This window comes from Kribbella sp. NPDC055071, from assembly GCF_053608045.1.
The window spans coordinates 118,342-138,068 of the sequence record NZ_JBSGUS010000008.1; the positions used below are offsets into that span (position 1 = coordinate 118,342).

Here is a 19,727-nt window from a genome sequence, read left to right on the forward strand (position 1 = left end):
CGTACGCGCGGATCGCAACGGATTGCGGGGACGCCCCTTTCGTCAGGGATAATCAGGCGGGAGACAGGAAGTGAGGTCGGGATGCTGACGCCCAGGCACCAGGCGCTGCTGATGACGCTGGCGGGAATGACCGTCGGCGTGGCCGTGTTCGGCGGGGTTCTCGCCTTCAACGGCAATCCGCTGGCGGGGAACGACACCCCGGCCGGGATCGTCAACAGCCAACCCGCGCCCAGCACACCGGTCCGTACCGACGGGCTCCAGGTCGACTCGCTGCAGTACGTCACGCAGACGTTCGGCACCTCGAAGGCGCCGGTCTCGGCCGAGGTCCCGACCGGGTGGAAGAGCTCGCGGGACGACACCCGGCCGCGGTTCCAGGACCCGACCGACGTGTGGCAGATCCGGTTCGACACGCGCGGGAGCAAGCAGTCGCCGGATCAGCTCGTGCAGGCGCGGGAGCGCAGCATCGACGAGCGCGACCTCAAGGTGGTCAGCCGTGACAACGGCACGCTGATCTACACGTACGTCGACCAGATCCGCGGACCGCGGATGGGCCTGTCCCGCTGGATCTCCACCGACAACGGGGAGACGTCCGCGGTCGAGATCACGGTCGGCGGCCGCCCGCAGGACGAAGCCGCCCTCCGAGCCATCCTCCAGCACGCCACCGACACCCTGGAGCTCCCCACAGCCTCAGGCGACAACAGACCGAACTAGCACTTCACGTCCGCTGTCGGCGCCGTCCCCTGCAACAGGTAACTCTCGACCGTGCCATCTACGCAGGCGTTGCCTTGTTTGTAGCCGGTGTGGCCGTCGCCGTCGCGGGTGATGAGGACACCGCTCTCCAACTGGTGAGCGAGCCCGACAGCCCAGGCGTACGGCGTCGCCGGGTCACGCGTCGTACCGACGACAAGGATCGGCTTCGCACCCGCGGCCTTGATCGCGTGCGGCGCGCCCTGAGCCTTGACCGGCCAGTTGAGGCAGACCGACGACGACCAGAGCATGAACTCGCCGAACCGCGGTGACGCCGCCTTGTACTCCGGCTCCTCCGCCTTCAGTTGCGCGATCGAGGTGTAGTCCGGCCGGTCGACGCAGTTCACCGCATTGATCGCCTCGTTGGCGTTGTCGGCGTACCCGTTCGGCTGCCGGTCGGTGTACTGATCAGCGAGGGCGAGCAGGCGCGCGCCGTTCCCGGAGAGGCCGGCGGCGACCGCGTCCTCGAGCTGTGGCCAAAGGTCCTTCACGTACAGCGGATAGAGGACTCCGAGCACGGCGATCGCCTGAGTGACCTCACGCTTGCCGTCTCCGGACAGCGGAGTGGCGTCGGTGCTCTGGATCAGCTGGTCGATCTTCCCGAGCACTTCGGCCTTGGTGCTCCCCAGCTGGCACGACCGCTGCGCGCAGTCGTCCGCGAATGCATCCAGCGCGGTGTCGAAGCCCTTCGCCTGCGCGATCCCCATCTGCTTCGTGGTCAGCGACGGGTCGACTGCACCGTCGAGGACCAGGCGGCCGACGTTCTTCGGGAAGAGCTCGGCGTACGTCGCGCCCAGATAGGTGCCGTAGGACGCACCGAAGTAGTACAGCTGCGGGTCGCCGACGATCCCCCGCAGTACGTCGATGTCTCGGGCGGCGTCCTTGGTCGAGACGTGCGGAAGCAGGTCGCCGGAACGCTGCTCGCAGCCGGCCGCCATGATCTTCGCCTCGTTGTTCAGGTCGGTGATCTCGGCCTCGTTGTCCGGGCTACCGTCCGTCGCGATGAACTTGTCCAGCTGGGTGGTGTCCAGGCACCGAACCGGCGTCGACTCGCCGACACCGCGCGGATCCCAGCCGATGATGTCGAACTTGCGCAGGATCGACGACCCGAACGCGAACCCGGCCGCGGCGGCGTACTCCTGCCCCGACGCACCAGGCCCACCCGGATTGATGAACAGCGTGCCGACCTTCCCGTTCCGGTCCCGGGCCAGCACCTTCCGCGCCCGCAGCTCGATCGTCTGACCGGTCGGCTTGCTGTAGTCCAGCGGCACGGTGATCGTCGCGCACTGCTGGTTCGTCCCGCAGCGCTCCCATTCGGGCTGCTGGGTGTAGAACTTCTCCAGCCCGGCGGGAATCGGCCCGGTCGGTCCCTTCGGCACCGGATTCGTGCCCGAACCGTTCGTCGACGTACCGCCGTCCGCGTTCTGCGCGCGACTCGCCACCCCACACCCACTCGCCAGTACCGCCAGAGTCGCCACGAGGACGGTTGTGTTGCGGAATCTCACTGCGGGGTGTCTCCTTCGTCGTGGTGCAGGCGGCGACGCCGGCGCGGCTTGCGGCGCCGACGCTCCTCCGTGGTCTCCGCCTCAGGTGTCTCGAGCTCCGGTTCTGCCGTTTCCGGGTGGGTGACCGCGGATGCGATGACTTCGGGCTCATCGGGTACGACGTCCACCAGGTCTTCCGCCAGTGGTTCAGTTACTGGTGCTTCCAGGGGCGCGTCCGAGGTCGTCGTACTGGACGCTTCGTACTGCTGCCGTGGCGAACAGACGTCCGCTCGACTGCACGCACACCGCCGGCCAGAAGCAGCCAGCCGAACCACCACCGTGTCGCTCGGGACGTTGTGTCCCACGACCACTCCATCACCCGCGGGGGTCTCCACCTGGGTCCCGGTCGCCGGCGCCTTCGCGTTGAACTCCTGGTACAGCGGGTGCTCGTACTTGAGACAGCACATCAGCCGCCCGCACGCACCGGAGATCTTCAGCGGGTTGAGCGGCAGGTCCTGGTCCTTCGCCATCCGCACGCTGACCGGCTCGAAGTCCTTCAGGAACGTCGCGCAACACAGGTCCCGCCCGCACGGCCCGATCCCACCCTGCAGCCGCGCTTCGTCGCGCGCACCCACCTGCCGCAGCTCGATCCGCGCCCGCAGCGCGCGGGCAAGATCCCGCACCAGCTCGCGGAAGTCCACCCGATGCGGCGCGGAGAAGTACACGATCACCAGCTGATCGACATCCGGCCGCCGGTCGACGAAGTCGATCCCGACCACCTTCATCGGCAACTCGTGCTGCCGAATCGTCCGCTTGGCGATCACCCGCGCATCGGCCCGCCGCTGCCGATTCTGCTCGTCCCGGTCGAGGTCCGTCGCGGTAGCGATGCCCGCACACAGCGGCAACCCACCGATCTCCTCGGTGACGTACTGCGGAGCCCACACACACTCCGCCACCTCCGGCCCGTCGTCGGTCGGAACCAACACCTTCTCCCCGACCCGCGGCCGATGCGAGCCGGGGTCCAGGTAGTACAGCCGCCCATACCGCTCGAACGACACCGCCATCACCATGCCCACCCCGCCACACTACTTCCAACCCCCGCGTACTATTCAGCCCCCGCGTGCTCCGCAGCCGGGGGAATTACCGGTGGCTGTTCTTTACTGTGCTGGTGAGGTCTTCGCCGGGTGGGCCGTAGGCGGCGCAGATGACCATGCGGTCGTGGTCGTTCCAGAGGTTTTCGTCGGGGGTCCACCAGGCGACGTCTAGTTCGGACTTGTCGACGGACTTGCCGACGTACGCGGCGAAGACGGTCGCGCAGGCTGACTTGGCTTGGGTGTTGACGGCGGTCTTGCCCGGGTACGGGCCGTCTCCCAGCGTGACCTGCGAGATGATCTCGCCGTCGTGGGCCTCGGTGCAGGTCCGGCGGATGGCTTCGTCGTCGGCGGAGCCGTCGTCGAAGCACTCTCCGACGCTGAGATCTTCGTACGTCGTGGTCGAGCTCGACGTCCCCGACGCACCGTTGTAGTCGTCGTCGAGGCTCGAGCCGAGCGCGAAGAGGAAGACCAGGAGCAGTACGTAGCCGACCGTGAGGACCGAGCCGATGATCAGGCCGGCGATCGCCATGCCCTTGCCGGTCTGGTTCCGCTTCTTGATCTGGACCAGCGCGGCGATCCCGAGCGGGATCGCGACCGGTGCCGAGATCCCGATGATCAGCCCGCCGAGCCCACAGGCCAAGGACGCCGCGGCCAACCCGTTCGTGCCACCACCCTGCTGACCCGCGTAGCCGTACCCGTACGCATAAGGCATCGGCGCCGGGTACGACGGTTGCCCGTAAGCCTGCTGCCCATAAGCCGACTGCGCCCCAGCCTGCTGAGCCCCAGCCGGCTGCGGACCAGCCTGCTGATATCCGGCCTGCTGATACCCACCCGGCTGCTGCCCATAAGGAGCCTGCTGCCCGTAAGCACCCTGTTGCTGGGGCGGCGGCTGCCCAGGAGCCGCCCACTGCGTCCCACCCTGCGCCTGACCAGGCTGACCGGCCTGGGGCTGCCCCGCCTGGGGCTGACCAGCCGGCGGCAACTGCGGACGCCCGTACGTCGGGAACGGCTGAGTGGCGTCCTGAGGCCGATCCTGTGGTCTCCCCGGATCTGGTCCGTACGGTGGCTGAGTCACATTTCCCCCACTGCTTCCCCGCTCGTACGACGGGCGCTGGAACGACTACCGCTGTGATCCGCGCATGCTACCGGTCAACTTCATTCCCGGCATCCCGACCAGACACAGGACGTTGCCGTCAGCAACAGCACGATTTTCCAGCACGACGTAGTACATGTCCAGTTCGGACCGCTCGTACGGCTTGCCGACGAAGTCGCTGAACGCGATCGCGCACTGCTGGGTCGCCACGGTTCCGGTCTGCTCGGAGGAGAGTCCGCTCAAGGCGGCCCGGACCTTCGCGTACGCCTCGCCGGTGTGCGCGGCCGTGCACGCCGCGATCCGCACCGACCGAAGCGTCGCCTCCTCCAGGTCCGCGTCGAAACACCGCCCGACCTCGACCTGGGAGATCGACACCGTCTTACCGACGCCGGCCCGGCGCTCGACGTCCAGGCCGAGGGCGACCGCGACGCCGATCGCGATGACCCAACACAGACTGACCACGAGAGCGCCGTACGCGAGTCCCTTGCCGCGCTGTCCGGTTCGCTTGATCCGGCGCAGGGCGATGCCCGCCAGGACTACCCCGAGCGGCACCAGCCCAGGCAGGCTGGTCGCGAGCGCGGCCACGGCGTACCCGTCCTGCCGTTGCTGTGCCGGAGTCGGGACGCCCGTCAGCCATGACTCGGCCGACGGCAACGAGCGCCGCACAGGCTGCGTCGGAGGGGGCGGCTGGCTCATGAGGGTCCGTTTCGGCACATTTCACGCCGAGCGATCTGTTTAGCCCGGACACACGGACATCGGACCCGCGGGTCTCGGTGTTACATCAGCTGCCCAGTAATCGGACAGCCGTCTCAGAGAGTGACCACCCTGTCGCCCTAGCCTTCGAACAGCGCGATCGTCATCGCTTCCAGGGCGAGCAGAGGGGCCACATTGGTCTCGATCGCCTCACGACACGCGGTGATCCCGCCGATACGGCGGATCGTCTGTTCAGGCGTGGTCCGAGCCGCCAACTGCTCGATATTACGGTGCAGCTCGGCGTTGATCAGCTCGGTACCGGCCTTCGTCTGTACGACGAGGACGTCGCGATAGAGCGCCATCAGATCGACCAGTGACCGGTCCAGGACGTCGCGTTCCCAGCGTTTGGCGCGCGCCTTCTGCTGGTCCTCCTGCTCCTTCAGCGCCGCGTTCGCCTCGCGCGGTTTGGCGCCCTTGGTCCCGACGCCGAGCGCCTGCTCGAGTGCGAGCCGTTCCTTCTCGTCGACCTTCTCGGCGCTGACCTTGGCCTCCTCCTTCGCAGCCTCGACCAACTGCTGCGCAGCCTTCAGACACGCACCGAGGTCGCGCAGCGCGAACGGAACCTCCAGCACCTTGGTCCGCCGCTCCCGCACCTCCTCGTCGCGCGCCAACGCCCGAGCCCGGCCGATGTGACCCTGCGCCGCGCGCGCCGCGAACCCGGCCAGCTCCGCGTCCACACCCAGCTTGCTCATCAGCATGTCCGCGACCGCGCCCACCGGCGGCGTCCGCAGCACCAACAGCCGGCAGCGCGACCGGATCGTCGGTACGACGTCCTCCACGGTCGGAGCGCACAACACCCAGACCGTCCGCGGCGCAGGCTCCTCGATGCTCTTCAGCAGCGCGTCCGCGGCCTGCTCGGTCAGCCGGTCCGCGTCCTCGACCACCATCACCTGCCACCGGCCCTGCGTCGGGCTCATCGCGGCCCGGCGGACTAGCTCGCGGATCTCGCTGACCCGGATCGACAGCAGCTCCGTGCGGATCAACGACACATCGGGGTGTGCGCCGCTGAGCGCAGTACGGCACTCGTTGCACGTCCCGTCGCCACTGTGAGCACACTGCAGCGCTGCCGCGAACGCACGCCCGGCGTTGGACCGGCCGGATCCGGGCGGCCCGGTGATCAGCCACGCGTGCGTCATCCCAGCAACTGCGGCGCCTCGCTCGCCCCGCATCCCCGCCTCGGCGCCGGCGACAGCCTTCTTCAGTACGGCGACAGCCGGCTCCTGCCCGACCAGGTCGTCCCAGACGCTCATCAGTCCACCTTGGGGAGGATCGGCTGGAGCCGGCCGCGGATCTGCTTGGCCAGGTCTTCACGGTTCTGGGTGGCGTCGAGGACCAAGTAGTGCTGTGGCTCGGCGGCGGCGAGCTCGAGGAACGCGTTCCGGACGCGCTCGTGGAAGTCGTTCGACTGCGCCTCGATCCGGTCTCGCTCGGTGAACCGGCCGAGGCCGTTCGTCGGGGGGAGATCGAGCAGGATGGTCAGGTTCGGCCGGAGGTCATCGGTGGCCCAGCGGTTCACCCGCTCCACGTCGCTCTGCTCCAGGTCGCGGCCGGATCCCTGGTAGGCCAGCGCGGAGTCGACGTACCGATCGGTGATGACGACGGCACCGGCCTTGAGTGCGGGCTTGATCACCGAGTCGACGTGCTCAGCCTTGTCGGCGGCGTAGATCAGGGCCTCCGCGCGATGCGAGATGTCGCCGGTGGCGGGGTCGAGGACGAGCTTCCGCAACGTCTTGCCGAGCTCGGTCGCGCCCGGCTCACGGGTGAGCAGGACCTGCTGGCCCTGCTCCTCCAACCACTCCACGAGCAATGCGGATTGGGTCGACTTCCCAGCACCTTCGCCGCCTTCGAGGGCGATGAACAGTCCGGTCGTCGGATACACACCGGGGGTCTTGCCGAAGCTTCGTCGTACGTCGCGCCAGAACGGGACTCCTGGGCGGTCGTCCATCTGCCGCCAAGCGACCAGACCGATCACGCCGGCCACGATCGCGGCGATCAGCATGGTCATCGAGGCGCCGTTGTACGTCACCGACTTCTTGGCAACCGTGTAGGTGTGCCGGCCGATCGCACCGGCAGCGAACGGCGCAATGGCCAGCGTGACCGCGAGCACTGTGCGGACCGCTGACTGCACGAACGCGAAGGTCCGGCCGCGGACCGCGTCCGGAACCTCGAGACCGAGCAGCGTGTAGCCGGAGACCCACGACGCACCCGCACAGAATCCGAGCAGGATCGCAACCATCGTGGCGATCTCGATCTGCTGAACCAGCGCCAACCCAGCCAGGCAGATGCCGGAGCCGACCAGTCCGGCCGCAAACAGCCGGCGCCGGGACAACCCGGAGAAGATCCGTGGCCCAAACCCCATCCCGAGCGCGAGACCACCGAACACCGCACCGAACAGCACGCCGTAGCCAGGATCGCCTGCACCGAGACCCTCGACGTACGTACGACCGAGGCCGACCACGACCGCACCGGCCGCGAATGCGCCGGAGATCCCGACCACGAGCCCGCGGATGACCGGCGTACCAGTCACATAGGACCAGCCCTCGATCATGGTCCGCCACAGCGTCGGATGGTCCTCGTGCTCGTGAACCGCGCGGCCGATCTCGGAGACCGAGATGATCGCGAACGCCGAGATCACGAAGGTCGCCGCGTTCACGTAGACGGCCAGGTCGATCGAGAAGTCGCCGGCCCAGCGGAAGAGCAGGGTGATCGCCGTGAAGATGACCGCGGCCGGCAGAGCGGTCCCGTACGTCGTGATCAGGCTGATCTGGTTGGCTGCCTCGAGCCGGTGCCGGGGCACCAGGTTGGGCACGCTCGCGTCCTTGGCCGGACCCCAGATCAGGCTGACGATCTCGATCAGCACGGTCGCCACCAGCACCCAGGTGAGGGTGCCGACGATCGGGATGCTGACGAAGAACGCGGCCCGGATCAGGTCGCCGATGATCATCGTCGACCGCCGGTCCAGCCGGTCCGCGATCCAGCCGGCCACCGGACCCATCACCAACGCCGGCAGCACCCGCAGGAACAGCACGCCGCCGATCGCGAAGTTGGCGGCCTGATAGTCGTCGCCCGCGAACGACTTCGCCATCGCGGTCAGCGCCAGCAGCCCGATCCAGTCGCCGAGACTGGACAGACCAAAAGCGATCCACAGCCGCCGGAACGCCCTGATCCGCAACACCGCGCGCACATCGTGCGCCGGTGCAGGATCGGTCAGCGGGTCGTAAACCTCCGGCACACCGCAAGACTAGTGGGCGGCCCGGACAGCTTTGGCCAGGGCATCCAAAGCCGCGTTCAGTTCGGCCGGCGGCAGGAACCCGAACCCGAGACGGCAGATCCGCGACTCGTCGTCGAACCAGTTCCCGTCGGCCAATCGGACACCGAGATCTGCCGTCGCCCGCCGGAACTGGTCCAGCGAAACAGCCGGCTTGAGCCGGATGCAGCACAGCGCTCCCGCATCAGGACGGACCCACTCGACCAGGTCGCCGTTCGCCTCCACCCACTTCTCGGTCGCGGCGAGTCCGGCGGCGAGCCAGGGCCGACGTACGGCGAGGATCTCGTCCTCCCGCTCGAATACGCGGAGGGCCAGCGCCTCGGTCACCGGCGCCGCGGAGACAACCGTGCTGAACTTGCCTGTCTTCAGCTGGTCCATCAGGTCCGCGTCCGTGCCGATGACCCATCCGATCCGCAGTCCGGCCGCGCCGTGACACTTCGACAGCGACGCGACGGTCACCACCTTGGGTCCGAGCCCCACAACGGTCTCCGCGACCGGGTCATCGCCGTACGACGCAATCCGGTAGGTCTCGTCGACCATCAGGTATGCGTCCGGGCAGATCTCGGTCATGGCGGCGACGATCTCCGCGAGGGTGGCCTGCGGGATCGCGACACCGGACGGGTTCTGCGGGGTCGCGAGGCTGACGAGCTTGGTGTCTGGCGTGAGGTACGCGCGGACGGCCTCGGCGGTCACGCGGTAACCGTCGTCGAAGCTGAGCGGGACCACTCGAACGTCGGATCCGACCGATGCGTAGGCGTTCCGGGCGATCGGGAACAGCGGCGCGGTCGTGACGACCTGACCGCCGTGATCCGCCAGGAGGTAGGCGAGCAGGAAGATCCCGTGCATACCGCCGACCGTGATCACTACCTGTTCCGGACGTACGCCGTGCCGCTCGGCGATCGCGGTCCGCAGCCGAAGGTCACCGGCCGCGGTGCCGTACCCGAGCTCGAGGTCGCCCAGCTCCGGCGTCAACAGGTCGGAGAGCTTGAGGTCCGGCCCGTAGCTCTCGCCCAGCTCGTGCCGGGGCTGCTCGGCGGTCAGGGACATGATGTCGCTGCGGGGGAAACTGGCCATGGATCCATCGTTCGGGACGGACTCTGGCGGACCCAGAGCCAATCCCGCAGAATTGGATCGCGAATGAGACCAATCGAGGTGGTTGAGCGGTTGGGTCGCTGGTCGTCGGGCCGCGGCCCGCTGTACGTGCTGCTCGCGACCCGCCTCCGCCGACTGATCGACGACGGCGAACTTCCGCCTGGAGCGCTGCTACCGGCGGACCGCGCACTGGCCGGCGCGTTGGCCGTCGGCCGGACCACTGTGGTCGCGGCGTACGACTTACTCCGGTCAGAAGGCCGCATCACTCGTCGGCAGGGCAGTGGGACGCTCGTTGCTGGTGCGCCGAGTGCTGGGGCAGTCGAGGACGCACCGGTGGACCCGATCTTCCTCGACTCGTTGGAGGGGCGGGACGACGACGTACTGTTCGCCATCTGCGCCGCACCAGGTGAGCCGCCGCCCCAAGTCGCGGAGGCCTACGCACGGATCGTTCCTGAGCTCAGCCGGATCACGCGGGACATCGGCTACTACCCGTACGGTCATCCGATCCTGCGGGAGGCACTCGCGGCGCGATATGCGTCGTACGGCGTCCCGACGTCGCCTGACCAGGTGATGGTGACGAACGGCGGGCAGCAGGCGCTGTCCTTGATCGCGCACGCGTTGCTGTCGCCGGGCGATCAAGTGCTCGTGGAGGCACCGACGTTCTCCGGTGCGCTGGAGGCGTTCCGGGAGGAGGGCGCGGTGCTGCGTGGTCTGCCGGTTGGGCTGGAGGGCTTCGAGGCGGCAGTGCGGGAACGACGTCCTGCGTTGGCCTATGTGATTCCGACGTACCACAACCCGACTGGCTCGGTGATGTCTCCGTTGGCGCGTGAGCGGTTGGCGCGGACCATCGGCGTACCCCTGATCGAGGACGAGGTGCCGGCGGATCTGGGCTTCCCGGGTACGACGCGGCCCCGGCCGCTGGCGGCGTTCAGCGAGTCGGTGATCTCGGTCGGCTCACTCAGCAAGAGCGTCTGGGGTGGACTCAGGATCGGCTGGATCCGCGCCTCCACTCCACTCATCAACCGCCTGGCCCGCATCCGCGCCGTCCACGACTTAGGCGGCAACGTCCCCACCCAGCTCGCCGCAGCACACCTCATACCGCAACTGGACGACCTAGGCCTGGCCGAAGAACTCCAGTCCCGCCACGACCACCTGCGCGGCCTACTGGCTCAACACCTACCGAGCTGGCACGTCCCGGATGTCACCGGAGGCCAATGCCTCTGGGTCCGCCTCCCGTACGGCGACGGCACCTCCTTCGCCCAAGCCACCCTCCGCCACCACCTGGCCATCCTCCCCGGCGCCGCCCTCGACATCACTGCCCAAAGCCACACCCACATCCGCCTACACTTCCGAGCCACCCCCACCGACCTAACCGAAGCAGTAACCCGCCTAACCACCGCCTGGGCGACCTACAACCCCCCACCCACCCAAACCCGCCCCACCCCCTCAATCACGCTTTGAAGCAGCTAGCCGCCGTAGAACATAACGTTCTACACTGGCCGCATGGACAGCATCCCAGTGCGGGAACTCAACCAGCACACCAGCGCCGTGCTGGCGCGGGTCGTCAACGGTGAGACCTTGGAGATCACAGTCAGCGGACGCCCGGCCGCTCGCTTGGTTCCGATCGACGACACCGCCGGCATCCGCGCCGATCTGATCCGGCGTGGCCGGTTGATCCCTGCGAGCAATCCAGGACCGCTCACGCTGCCTCCGGGCGAGCCCGACCTGACAGTCGACTCCACCGACATCATCTCCGACCTTCGCGAGGAACGCCTGTGATCTTCCTCGACTCGGCCGCGATCGTGAAAATGCTCCGGCGGGAGGCAGAGAGTGCAGCCCTCGAGAGCTGGCTCGCGACGCAGGCGGACAAGGAGCTCGTGGCATCGGCGCTGGTCCTGACCGAGGTACCACGAGCACTGCGCAGGTCCGATCCAGGACGACTGGCAGCCGTTCCGACCATCTTGGCAAGACTCGATCGCGTCCCACTCGACGAGACCGTGTTGGCAACCGCTGCGGCCTACACCGACCCGATGCTGCGAAGCCTCGACGCGATCCACCTGGCCAGCGCGCAGACCCTGGTCCTCGAGGGTCTGGAGCTGACTGCTTTAGTCACCTACGACAAGCGCCTGCTGGGTGCGGCGGCCGAGATCGGTCTGCCGACCGCCGCGCCCGGCGCCGATTAGCGCGTGAACCGCAGGGTGAGGGTGGCTGGGGTAGTTTTTAGTTTGTCTCGGTCTGGGAGGGCTGGGCCGCAGGCGGCTGTGCCTACGCCGGATTGGGCCAGGTCGAGGGTTACGTAGGTGGTGTTGCCTGGGGTTAGGTCCGGGGTGTGTTTGGCGGACTCCAGGGCTTGGGTGGTCCAGTCTCGGACGGTCAGCCCGAAGAGGGTGTCGATGGCGTCGATGCGGAGGCCGTCCAGGGTGACCCAGCGGGTGTCGATGCGGTGGCCGTTTTCCTGGGGGCGGACGTACGGCGTCTGCAGGTCGGCAACCGTGGACGAGTACTTGCCGACCGCGGCGGCCTCGCGGGTGTCGACGTACGCCTCGTTCGGGCCGGTGCCGAACCACTCGACCTGCTGCACCTTGGGCAGTTCGAAGGTGATGCCAAGTCGGGGCAGGACCTCGGGGAACTGGCCTTCGGGCTGGATACGCAGGTCGAGCTCCAGCGCGTCGTCGAACCTGCTCCACCGCCAGGTCGAAACCAGACCCCACTGCAGCTGCGGCGGCGCGGTCCGCGTCACGACGGTCCAGTCGTGGGCGCCCAGCTCGACCGAGACGATGCGGTGCTGCACCCGGTGCAGACCCTGCTCACGCCAAGCTTCTGCAACGCCAGGGATTGCGTCGTTGTCGATCGGCGCACGCCATACGTCCAGCCGGGCGTTGGCGAACTCGGGGAACGTGATGCCGTGCACGCCCGCGACACCTTCGGCCGGCGCACCCGCAACCAGGTGATGCGCCCGCTCGACGTCATCAAGCCGGATCTGCCCCCACGCCACCCGATGACCCGCCTCGGCCCACGCAGTCGCTTCGGTCAGTTCGGCCGTGACGGTGAGCCAGCAGTCCGCGCGTTCGCGCTGCTTCTCAATGCCCGGCGGCAGCTCGACGGTGACCGTCTCGCCGGGTGCGATCACGGGCACCGGCAGCCCGCCACCGCCGACCAGCTCACCCTCAGCCTCGACGCGGATGGTGAACGTCAAGTGGCTCGTGTCCAGGACCTCGTAGCGGTTCGTGATCGACACCCCACCGTTGCCGTCAGCAACAATCCGCAGCGGCTCGATCACCTTGGTGTACTCGAGCATGCCGGGTGACGGCGTCCGGTCCGGGAACAGCAGGCCGTCGCAGACGAAGTTCCCGTCGTGGATGGTCTCGCCGAAGTCCCCGCCGTACGCGTAGACCTCGTGCCCGTCGATCGTGGTCCGCAGGCCGTGGTCGATCCACTCCCAGATGAACCCGCCCTGGCAGCGCGGGTACTTCTCGAACACCTCGCGGTAGTCGAGCAGCCCGCCCGGCCCGTTCCCCATCGCGTGCCCGTACTCACACAGGATGAACGGCAGATTCCGGTACAGCGAGGTGTCGGCCCCGATCTCCGCACACCCGGCCGGGTCGGTGTACATCCGCGAGTAGATGTCGACGAACTCGGCCTCGGTGTCACGCTCGTAATGCACCGGCCGCGACGGATCCAGCTCCTTGGCCAGGTCGTACATCGCGCGCAGGTTCTCGCCCATCCCGCACTCGTTGCCGAGCGACCAGATGATGATCGACGGGTGGTTCTTGTCGCGTTGCACGGTACGACGCATCCGCTCGACCAGGTCGTCGCGGAACCGCGGGTCCATCACCGGATTCGGCAGGTTCGGCGGCTCCGGCTCGTACCCGAATCCGTGCGTCTCCAGGTCGCACTCGTCGATCACGTACAGCCCGTACTCGTCGCACAACGACAGGAAATGCGGATGCGGCGGGTAGTGGCTGGTCCGGACGGCGTTGACCCCGGCCCGCTTCATCAGCAGTACGTCGTCGAGCATGTCCTGCTCGACCAGCGCCCGGCCGCGATCGGGGTGGAACTCGTGCCGGTTCACGCCGTTGAACAGGACCCGATTGCCGTTGACCTCGAGGATCCCGTCGACGATGGCGACCGTCCGGAACCCGATCCGCAGGCGGACCTCACCACCGTCCGTCCGCAGCACGGCGTCGTACAGGCGCGGCACCTCGGCACTCCACGGCTCGACCTTCTCGATCCGGACGTGTTCACCCGTCGGCACCTCGAGTCCCAGCGACGGCACGCTCACAGTGCCCGGTACGTCGGACTCCACCAGCAGCGTGCCGGCTCCGTCGACATGGTCGTACGCCGCCTTCACGAAGACGTCGGTCGGGGCATCCGGGCGCAGCGCGAGCAGGTTGACCTCGCGGAAGATCCCGGACAGCCACCACATGTCCTGGTCCTCGACGTAGCTACCGGCGGACCACTGGTGCACGCGCACCGCGATCCACGCTTCCTTGCCTGGGGCAACTACCTCGGTCAGGTCGAACTCCGACGGCAACCGCGAACCCGACGACCACCCGACCAGCGAGCCGTTCACGTGCACCGCGAACCGCGAGTCGACACCCTCGAACCGCAGCACCACCCGCGCGCCGTCCCAGTCCGCCGGGATCGTGACGGTACGAACGTAGTCGCCGGTCGGATTGTCCGTGGGCACGAACGGCGGCTCGACCGGGAACGGGTACACCACATTCGTGTACGCGGGAGCGCCGTACCCCTTGAGCTGCCAGTGGCTCGGGACCGCGATCGTGTCCCATCCCGAGGTGTCGGGGTCGTTCAGGTCGTCCGGCGCGTCCGCCACACTCGGCGAGAGCCGGAAACTCCAGTCACCACTCAACGGCAGGCGCGCAGCGTCATCATCCAGCCACGCCCGCGCGGGCAGCACGTTGGCACCAGGAGCGAATTCCTCGACATAGTGGGTCACATCCACCGACCCTAATCCCAACCTGTTCACGTTTCCACACCGATGAACAGATATGGACAACCAACGAGAGCTACAGCAAACGCCGCTCCACAGCGGCCGACCCATCGCCGCCCCGCCCACCCCACGGCCCGGCTGCCCCATTTCAGGGGCCGACCCCTGGAATGGTGGGTTGCGGACGGTGAATTCCAGTGACCAACCCACAATTTGAGGGGCCGGCCCCTCAAATGCGAACCCCGGGGACCGGTGGGGGTGAGGGCGGGGGGCGGGGGGCGGGGGGCGGGGGGTCAGGGCTGGCAGTTCTTGCAGACTCCTACTAGGGCTACCTGCTCGGGGGCCAGGTGGAAGCCTAGGTCTCGGGCGACTTTTTTGCGGGCGGACTCGAGGATGTCGCCGGGGGCGTCGTAGACGGTGCCGCATTCGGAGCAGCGGAGGTGGAGGTGGCGGGGGGCCAGGTCGCCGGCCAGGTGGTACGTCGTACCGGCGCGTCCGAGGTGGACGTGGGTGACGAGGCCGAACTCGCCGAGTGCGTCCAGGGCGCGGTAGACCGTGGCGCGGTGGATCCCGGGGCGCAGCTGCTCGGCCCGTTCGCCGATCTGCTCGGCGCTCAGGTGCTCCTCCGTACCCGCGAGCACCTCGACGACGGCGAGGCGGGCGGGCGTGACCCGCTCACCGCGCTCGCGCAGTCGCTGCGCGCTCACCTCGACCGCACTCGTCATGTGCGTCCCCTCAGGACTTCTTCGCCGCCGTCTTCTTGGCCGCTGTCGTCTTCTTCGCAGCGGTCTTCTTGGCGGCCGTCTTCTTCGTGCCGGTCGTCTTCTTCGCAGCAGCAGTGGTCTTCTTCGCCGCGGTGGTCTTCTTCGCCGCGGTGGTCTTCTTGGCAGCGGCCGTCTTCTTGGCCGGCGCCTTCCGAGCTGTCTTCTTCACCGGACCACGCGCCCGCTTGTCGGCGAGCAACTCGGCCGCGCGCAGCAGCGAGATCGTGTCGACCGCGTCGTCCTTGCGCAGCGTCGCGTTCGTCTCGCCATCGGTCACGTACGGACCGAAGCGGCCCTCCTTCACCACCACCGGCTTGCCGGACTCCGGGTCCTCGCCCAGCTCCTTCAGCGGCGGCGCGGCAGCCCGGCGACCCCGCTGCTTCGGCTCGGCGTAGATCTTCAAAGCCTCGTCGAGCGTGATGTCGAACATCTGCTCCTCGGTCGACAACGACCGCGAGTCCGTGCCCTTCTTCAGGTACGGCCCGTACCGCCCGTTCTGCGCCGTGATCTCGTCACCGGACTCCGGGTCCTTACCGACCACCCGCGGCAGCGACAGCAACTTCATCGCGTCGGCCAGCCCGATGCTGTCCAGCGCCATCGACTTCAGCAGCGACCCGGTCCGCGGCTTCGCGCTCTTCGGCGCATCCTCCGGCAGGACCTCGGTCACATACGGCCCGAACCGACCCGCCTTCGCAACCACCTGAAGACCCGTGTCCGGCGCCGCGCCGAGCTCGATCTCGACACCCGACGGCTGCTCGAGCAGCTCGCGCGCCTTGTCGACGGTGAGCTCGTCCGGCGGCAGATCCTCCGGCACGTTCGCGCGCCGCTCGTCCTTGTCCTCGACGTACGGACCGTACCGGCCGACGCGGACGACGATCCCGCTGTCGTCGTCGCCGACCGGGAACGTGGACATCTCCCGCGCGTCGATGTCGCCGAGATCGCTGACCATCGACTGCAGACCCTCGAGGTTGTCGTCGCCGAAGTAGAACCGGGACAGCACCCCCTCGCGCTGCAGATCGCCCGCCGCGACCTCGTCGAGCACGTCCTCCATCGTCGCGGTGAACGCGTAGTCGACCAGCCGGGTGAAGTGCTCCTCCAGCAGCCGCACGACCGCGAATGCGAGCCAGGCCGGCACCAGCGCGGTGCCCTTCTTGTACACATACCCACGGGCCTGGATGGTGCCGATGATCGACGCGTACGTCGACGGCCGGCCGATCTCCCGCTCTTCCAGCCCACCGACCAGCGTGGCTTCGGTGTAGCGCGCCGGCGGCTTCGTCTCGTGCCCCGAGGCCAGCACCTCGATCGCGGGCAGTACGTCGCCCTCGGACACGTCGGGCAGCCGCGTCTCCTGGTCGTCCGACCCGGTGGACGGGTCGTCCTGCCCCTCGACGTACGCCTTCAGGAACCCATGGAAGGTGATCACCCGGCCGGACGAGGTGAACTCGCACTTCTCCCCGGTCGACGCGGTCGCGTCGATCTTGATCGAGACGCTGTTACCGACCGCGTCCTTCATCTGGGACGCGATCGTCCGCATCCAGATCAGCTCGTAGAGCCGGAACTCGGCACCGGACAGACCGGTCTGGGCCGGTGTCTGGAAGTGCTCACCGGCGGGCCGGATCGCCTCGTGGGCCTCCTGCGCGTTCTTCACCTTGGAGGTGTAGACGCGCGGCTTGTCCGGCAGGTACGACGCGCCGTACAGCTCGCGGACCTGGGCCCGGGCGGCGGTGATCGCAGTGTCCGACAGCGTGACGCTGTCGGTACGCATATAGGTGATGTTGCCGTTCTCGTACAGCCGCTGGGCGATCTGCATCGTCTGCGACGCGGACATGCCGAGCTTCCGCCCGGCCTCCTGCTGCAGAGTCGTCGTCCGGAACGGCGCATACGGCTTGCGGGTGTACGGCTTGGACTCGATCGACCGGACGGTGAACTGCGAGTCGCGCAGCGCACCGGCCAGCGCGGTCGCGGTCGCCTCGTCCAGGTGGACCGTGTTCTGGCTCTTCAGCTCACCGGTGGAGGCGAAGTCGCGCCCCTGGGCGACCCGCCGGCTGTCCACCGAGACCAGCCGCGAACCGAACTGCCGCGGTTGCCGGCCCTCGCCGGCGTCCAGCGTGGCGTCCAGATCCCAGTACGACGCACTCCGGAACGCGATCCGCTCACGCTCGCGGTCGACCACCATCCGGATCGCGACCGACTGCACCCGGCCCGCCGACAGCTTCGGCATGACCTTCTTCCACAGCACCGGCGAGACCTCGTAGCCGTACAGCCGGTCGAGGATGCGGCGCGCCTCCTGGGCGTCGACCAGCGCATCGTCGATGTCGCGGGCGTTGCCGACCGCGTCCTGGATCGCCTTCGGCGTGATCTCGTGAAAGACCATCCGCTTGACCGGGACCTTCGGCTTCAGCTCCTCGAGCAGGTGCCAGGCGATCGCCTCGCCCTCACGGTCCTCATCGGTGGCGAGGAAGAGTTCGTCGGCGCCCTTGAGCAGATCCTTCAGCTTGCGGATCTGGGCCCGCTTGTCGGCGGGAACGACGTACAGCGGATCGAAGTGGTCCTCGACGTTCACGCCGAGCCGCGCCCAGGGCAGGCCCTTGTACTTCGCCGGGATCTCGTCCGCGCCGCTCGGGAGGTCGCGGATGTGGCCGAAGCTGGACTCCACCACGTACCCGGACCCCAGGAAGCCGGCGATCATCCGCGCCTTCTTCGGCGACTCGACGATCACCAGGCGGTTGCCCGTCGATGTCTTCGACCCTGCTGCCCCTGCCACCGCACTCCTAGCTCTAGCACTCTCGTCCTGCCGACAACGCCCACGACCGGACGCCTGTTCCCCGCTCTGCTCCGCACGCGGCGACCCAGCCCCGCCCGAGGACAGAGTACGGCCGACCGCAACGCATTTCTCAACGCACGGTAACCGGTCCCGGCCCGATTACACCCCTCAGGGTTTCAGACTGTGGCCAAGAACCCACCCGTCGCAGCGCGTCGCGACCTCGCCACGCCCAGCCCCCGCCGTCTACGAGAGTACGCCGTCTTCGGGGGTCAGCAGGTCAGCTGCGCCCGGATGCGTCACTCCGCGAAGCGGACTTCCGGAAACTTCGGGGAGTCGCCGCGCAGCAGCAGCCCGGGCCGGCGGCGCAAGGTCTGGTCGAAGAATGCACCGATGTACTCGCGCTGGGCCCGGACGCTCCGGTCCGGATTCACGCCGCCGACGAGAGCCTTCATCACCGACGTGATGATCGGGTCGTCGCCGTAGATCGCGCGGAACAGCTGGTCGAAGATGAACTGGTAATCGGTGAAGGCCTTCTGCTTGGCTCCGGCCAGGCTCAGGTTCAGCTTCCAGCCGCGCTGGGCGTCCCAGAAGTTCGCCCACGAGACGTCGTACCCGTCCTTGCCCGGATCGGTGCGCTGCGTCTCGTCCGAGCCGAAGAGCAGGAACGGCCGGTCGAGTCCCTTCTCCGCCGCGTCCCCGAGCGGGCCCTTCGCCCGGTCGTCCTGCAGCGTGCCGTCGAGGTCGAGGCCGGCCAGCACGCGGTGGTCCTCGAGCAGCGTGTTGGCGGTCGCATATCCGCCCAGTGAGAAGCCGAACATGCCGACGTTCCGCAGATCCAGTCCCGCTCGCACCCCGTCCGGCAGATCGTTGCCCTCGGCATCGGGATTCTCGCCGGCCGCGATCCGTTCGAGCTGGTCCAGGACGAACCGCGCGTCCGCCGTCCGGGTCTCGACCGCCTTGCGGGTGAAGTCCGGATCGGGCAGCTGCGACACCGGTACGCCGGGGACGAACCGGCCACGGGGGAACTCGACCGGCGTCTCGTGCGTGTGGTCCATCGTGACCACGACGTACCCACGGCCGGCCAGGTCCTCGACCAGCGCGGTGTTCACGAACCGGCTGTACTGATAGCCGGGCGAGAACAGGACGACGGGATGCCGGAAGGGCTGCATCGGCGCACCGACGCGCGAGTGCGTCTCGGTGTTCGCGAAGTCGAACGTCCCGGTCGGCAGTGCCAGCCCGTACTCACCGGTCCACGCATCATCAACCTCGACCGCAGTCCGGGCCGGCATGTACTTCGCGTACGGCGCCCCGCCGAACAGCGTCGCCGGGTACCACAGGCTGATCATCAGCTCCCGGTGTCCGCTCGGCATGGTCGGATCCGGCCGGTCCTTGTCGACCAGGTGGAGTTCGGTCGTCCCGAGCGCCTTCCGTCCGGTCGGCTCCGGCAGCCGGAACGTCACCGGGTGAAAGTCCGGATCGTCCGTGGCCCGGAAGCCGTTCGCCCCGGCGTCGTCCGGCTCGAACGGTGACGCCGCCGCGAACCCAGGGGCTGCCAGCGCGAGACCCGCGGCCAGGCCACCCGTCAGCACGAAACGCCTGGTGATCGTGTGACTACTGGGGCCGATGGGACGCGTGTTCGCCATGCGACTCATCGTCATGGTCGCGTTTCTCTCTGTGATGGAGACCTCATCTCAAGTTCATGACGGCCGACCTGATGACA

At 68.1% G+C, this 19,727-nt stretch carries 15 protein-coding genes; 4 read left to right on the top strand and 11 right to left on the bottom strand.

Annotated features, from left to right (window positions below):
• The first annotated feature begins 81 nt into the window (after window positions 1-81).
• Window positions 82-711 carry a hypothetical protein gene (locus ACWF4Z_RS15615; RefSeq protein ID WP_452243713.1) on the top strand — a complete coding sequence of 210 codons (630 nt, stop codon included), beginning with the start codon at window positions 82-84 and terminating at the stop codon, window positions 709-711.
• Here the strand turns inward: ACWF4Z_RS15615 and ACWF4Z_RS15620 are convergent.
• The 7 genes from ACWF4Z_RS15620 to ACWF4Z_RS15650 form a co-directional block, all read right to left on the bottom strand.
• The gene (locus ACWF4Z_RS15620; protein ID WP_452243714.1) at window positions 708-2,252 is read right to left on the bottom strand and encodes an alpha/beta hydrolase; all 1,545 of its coding nucleotides are present in this window, start codon (window positions 2,250-2,252) and stop codon (window positions 708-710) included. The two genes, ACWF4Z_RS15615 and ACWF4Z_RS15620, sit on opposite strands and share 4 nt — an antisense overlap.
• Window positions 2,249-3,301, bottom strand: coding sequence for a PSP1 domain-containing protein (locus tag ACWF4Z_RS15625; protein ID WP_452243871.1), 1,053 nt, complete (start codon window positions 3,299-3,301; stop codon window positions 2,249-2,251). The genes ACWF4Z_RS15620 and ACWF4Z_RS15625 overlap by 4 nt, the downstream gene beginning before the upstream one ends.
• 70 nt (window positions 3,302-3,371) lie before the next feature.
• Window positions 3,372-4,400 carry a DUF4190 domain-containing protein gene (locus tag ACWF4Z_RS15630; protein ID WP_452243715.1) on the bottom strand — a complete coding sequence of 343 codons (1,029 nt, stop codon included), beginning with the start codon at window positions 4,398-4,400 and terminating at the stop codon, window positions 3,372-3,374.
• Between the two features lie 45 nt (window positions 4,401-4,445).
• Window positions 4,446-5,114 carry a DUF4190 domain-containing protein gene (locus ACWF4Z_RS15635; protein ID WP_452243716.1) on the bottom strand — a complete coding sequence of 223 codons (669 nt, stop codon included), beginning with the start codon at window positions 5,112-5,114 and terminating at the stop codon, window positions 4,446-4,448.
• A 137-nt stretch (window positions 5,115-5,251) separates the two neighbouring features.
• Entirely contained in the window at window positions 5,252-6,421 is a 1,170-nt protein-coding gene (locus ACWF4Z_RS15640; protein WP_452243717.1) for a DNA polymerase III subunit delta', read from the bottom strand.
• Entirely contained in the window at window positions 6,421-8,403 is a 1,983-nt protein-coding gene (tmk, locus tag ACWF4Z_RS15645; protein WP_452243718.1) for a dTMP kinase, read from the bottom strand. Before tmk ends, ACWF4Z_RS15640 begins: the two co-directional genes overlap by 1 nt.
• Window positions 8,404-8,412: 9 nt before the next feature.
• The gene (locus tag ACWF4Z_RS15650; protein WP_452243719.1) at window positions 8,413-9,513 is read right to left on the bottom strand and encodes a pyridoxal phosphate-dependent aminotransferase; all 1,101 of its coding nucleotides are present in this window, start codon (window positions 9,511-9,513) and stop codon (window positions 8,413-8,415) included.
• 63 nt (window positions 9,514-9,576) lie between these two features.
• On the opposite strand from ACWF4Z_RS15650, the gene ACWF4Z_RS15655 reads away from it, so the two are divergent.
• From ACWF4Z_RS15655 to ACWF4Z_RS15665, 3 genes are read left to right on the top strand one after another with little or no spacing between them, the layout of a single operon-like run.
• A complete protein-coding gene (locus tag ACWF4Z_RS15655; RefSeq protein ID WP_452243720.1) occupies window positions 9,577-10,992 on the top strand; it encodes an aminotransferase-like domain-containing protein in 1,416 nt (471 codons plus the stop codon).
• Between the two features lie 42 nt (window positions 10,993-11,034).
• Complete coding sequence (locus ACWF4Z_RS15660; RefSeq protein WP_452243721.1) at window positions 11,035-11,310, top strand: type II toxin-antitoxin system Phd/YefM family antitoxin; 276 nt, start codon at window positions 11,035-11,037, stop codon at window positions 11,308-11,310.
• On the top strand, window positions 11,307-11,714 hold the full coding sequence (locus tag ACWF4Z_RS15665) for a type II toxin-antitoxin system VapC family toxin (protein WP_452243722.1): 408 nt from the start codon (window positions 11,307-11,309) through the stop codon (window positions 11,712-11,714). Before ACWF4Z_RS15660 ends, ACWF4Z_RS15665 begins: the two co-directional genes overlap by 4 nt.
• Here the strand turns inward: ACWF4Z_RS15665 and ACWF4Z_RS15670 are convergent.
• The 4 genes from ACWF4Z_RS15670 to ACWF4Z_RS15685 all read right to left on the bottom strand — a co-directional run bounded on the left by ACWF4Z_RS15670 (window position 11,711) and on the right by ACWF4Z_RS15685 (window position 19,650).
• Complete coding sequence (locus ACWF4Z_RS15670) at window positions 11,711-14,494, bottom strand: glycoside hydrolase family 2 TIM barrel-domain containing protein (protein ID WP_452243723.1); 2,784 nt, start codon at window positions 14,492-14,494, stop codon at window positions 11,711-11,713. The genes ACWF4Z_RS15665 and ACWF4Z_RS15670 overlap by 4 nt on opposite strands.
• A gap of 278 nt (window positions 14,495-14,772) precedes the next feature.
• Window positions 14,773-15,204: a Fur family transcriptional regulator gene (locus ACWF4Z_RS15675; protein WP_452243724.1), complete on the bottom strand. Its 432-nt coding sequence runs from the start codon at window positions 15,202-15,204 to the stop codon at window positions 14,773-14,775.
• Between the two features lie 10 nt (window positions 15,205-15,214).
• Entirely contained in the window at window positions 15,215-18,007 is a 2,793-nt protein-coding gene (topA, locus tag ACWF4Z_RS15680) for a type I DNA topoisomerase (RefSeq protein ID WP_452243725.1), read from the bottom strand.
• A gap of 296 nt (window positions 18,008-18,303) precedes the next feature.
• Window positions 18,304-19,650 carry an alpha/beta hydrolase family protein gene (locus ACWF4Z_RS15685; RefSeq protein WP_452243726.1) on the bottom strand — a complete coding sequence of 449 codons (1,347 nt, stop codon included), beginning with the start codon at window positions 19,648-19,650 and terminating at the stop codon, window positions 18,304-18,306.
• Window positions 19,651-19,727: the final 77 nt, after the last annotated feature.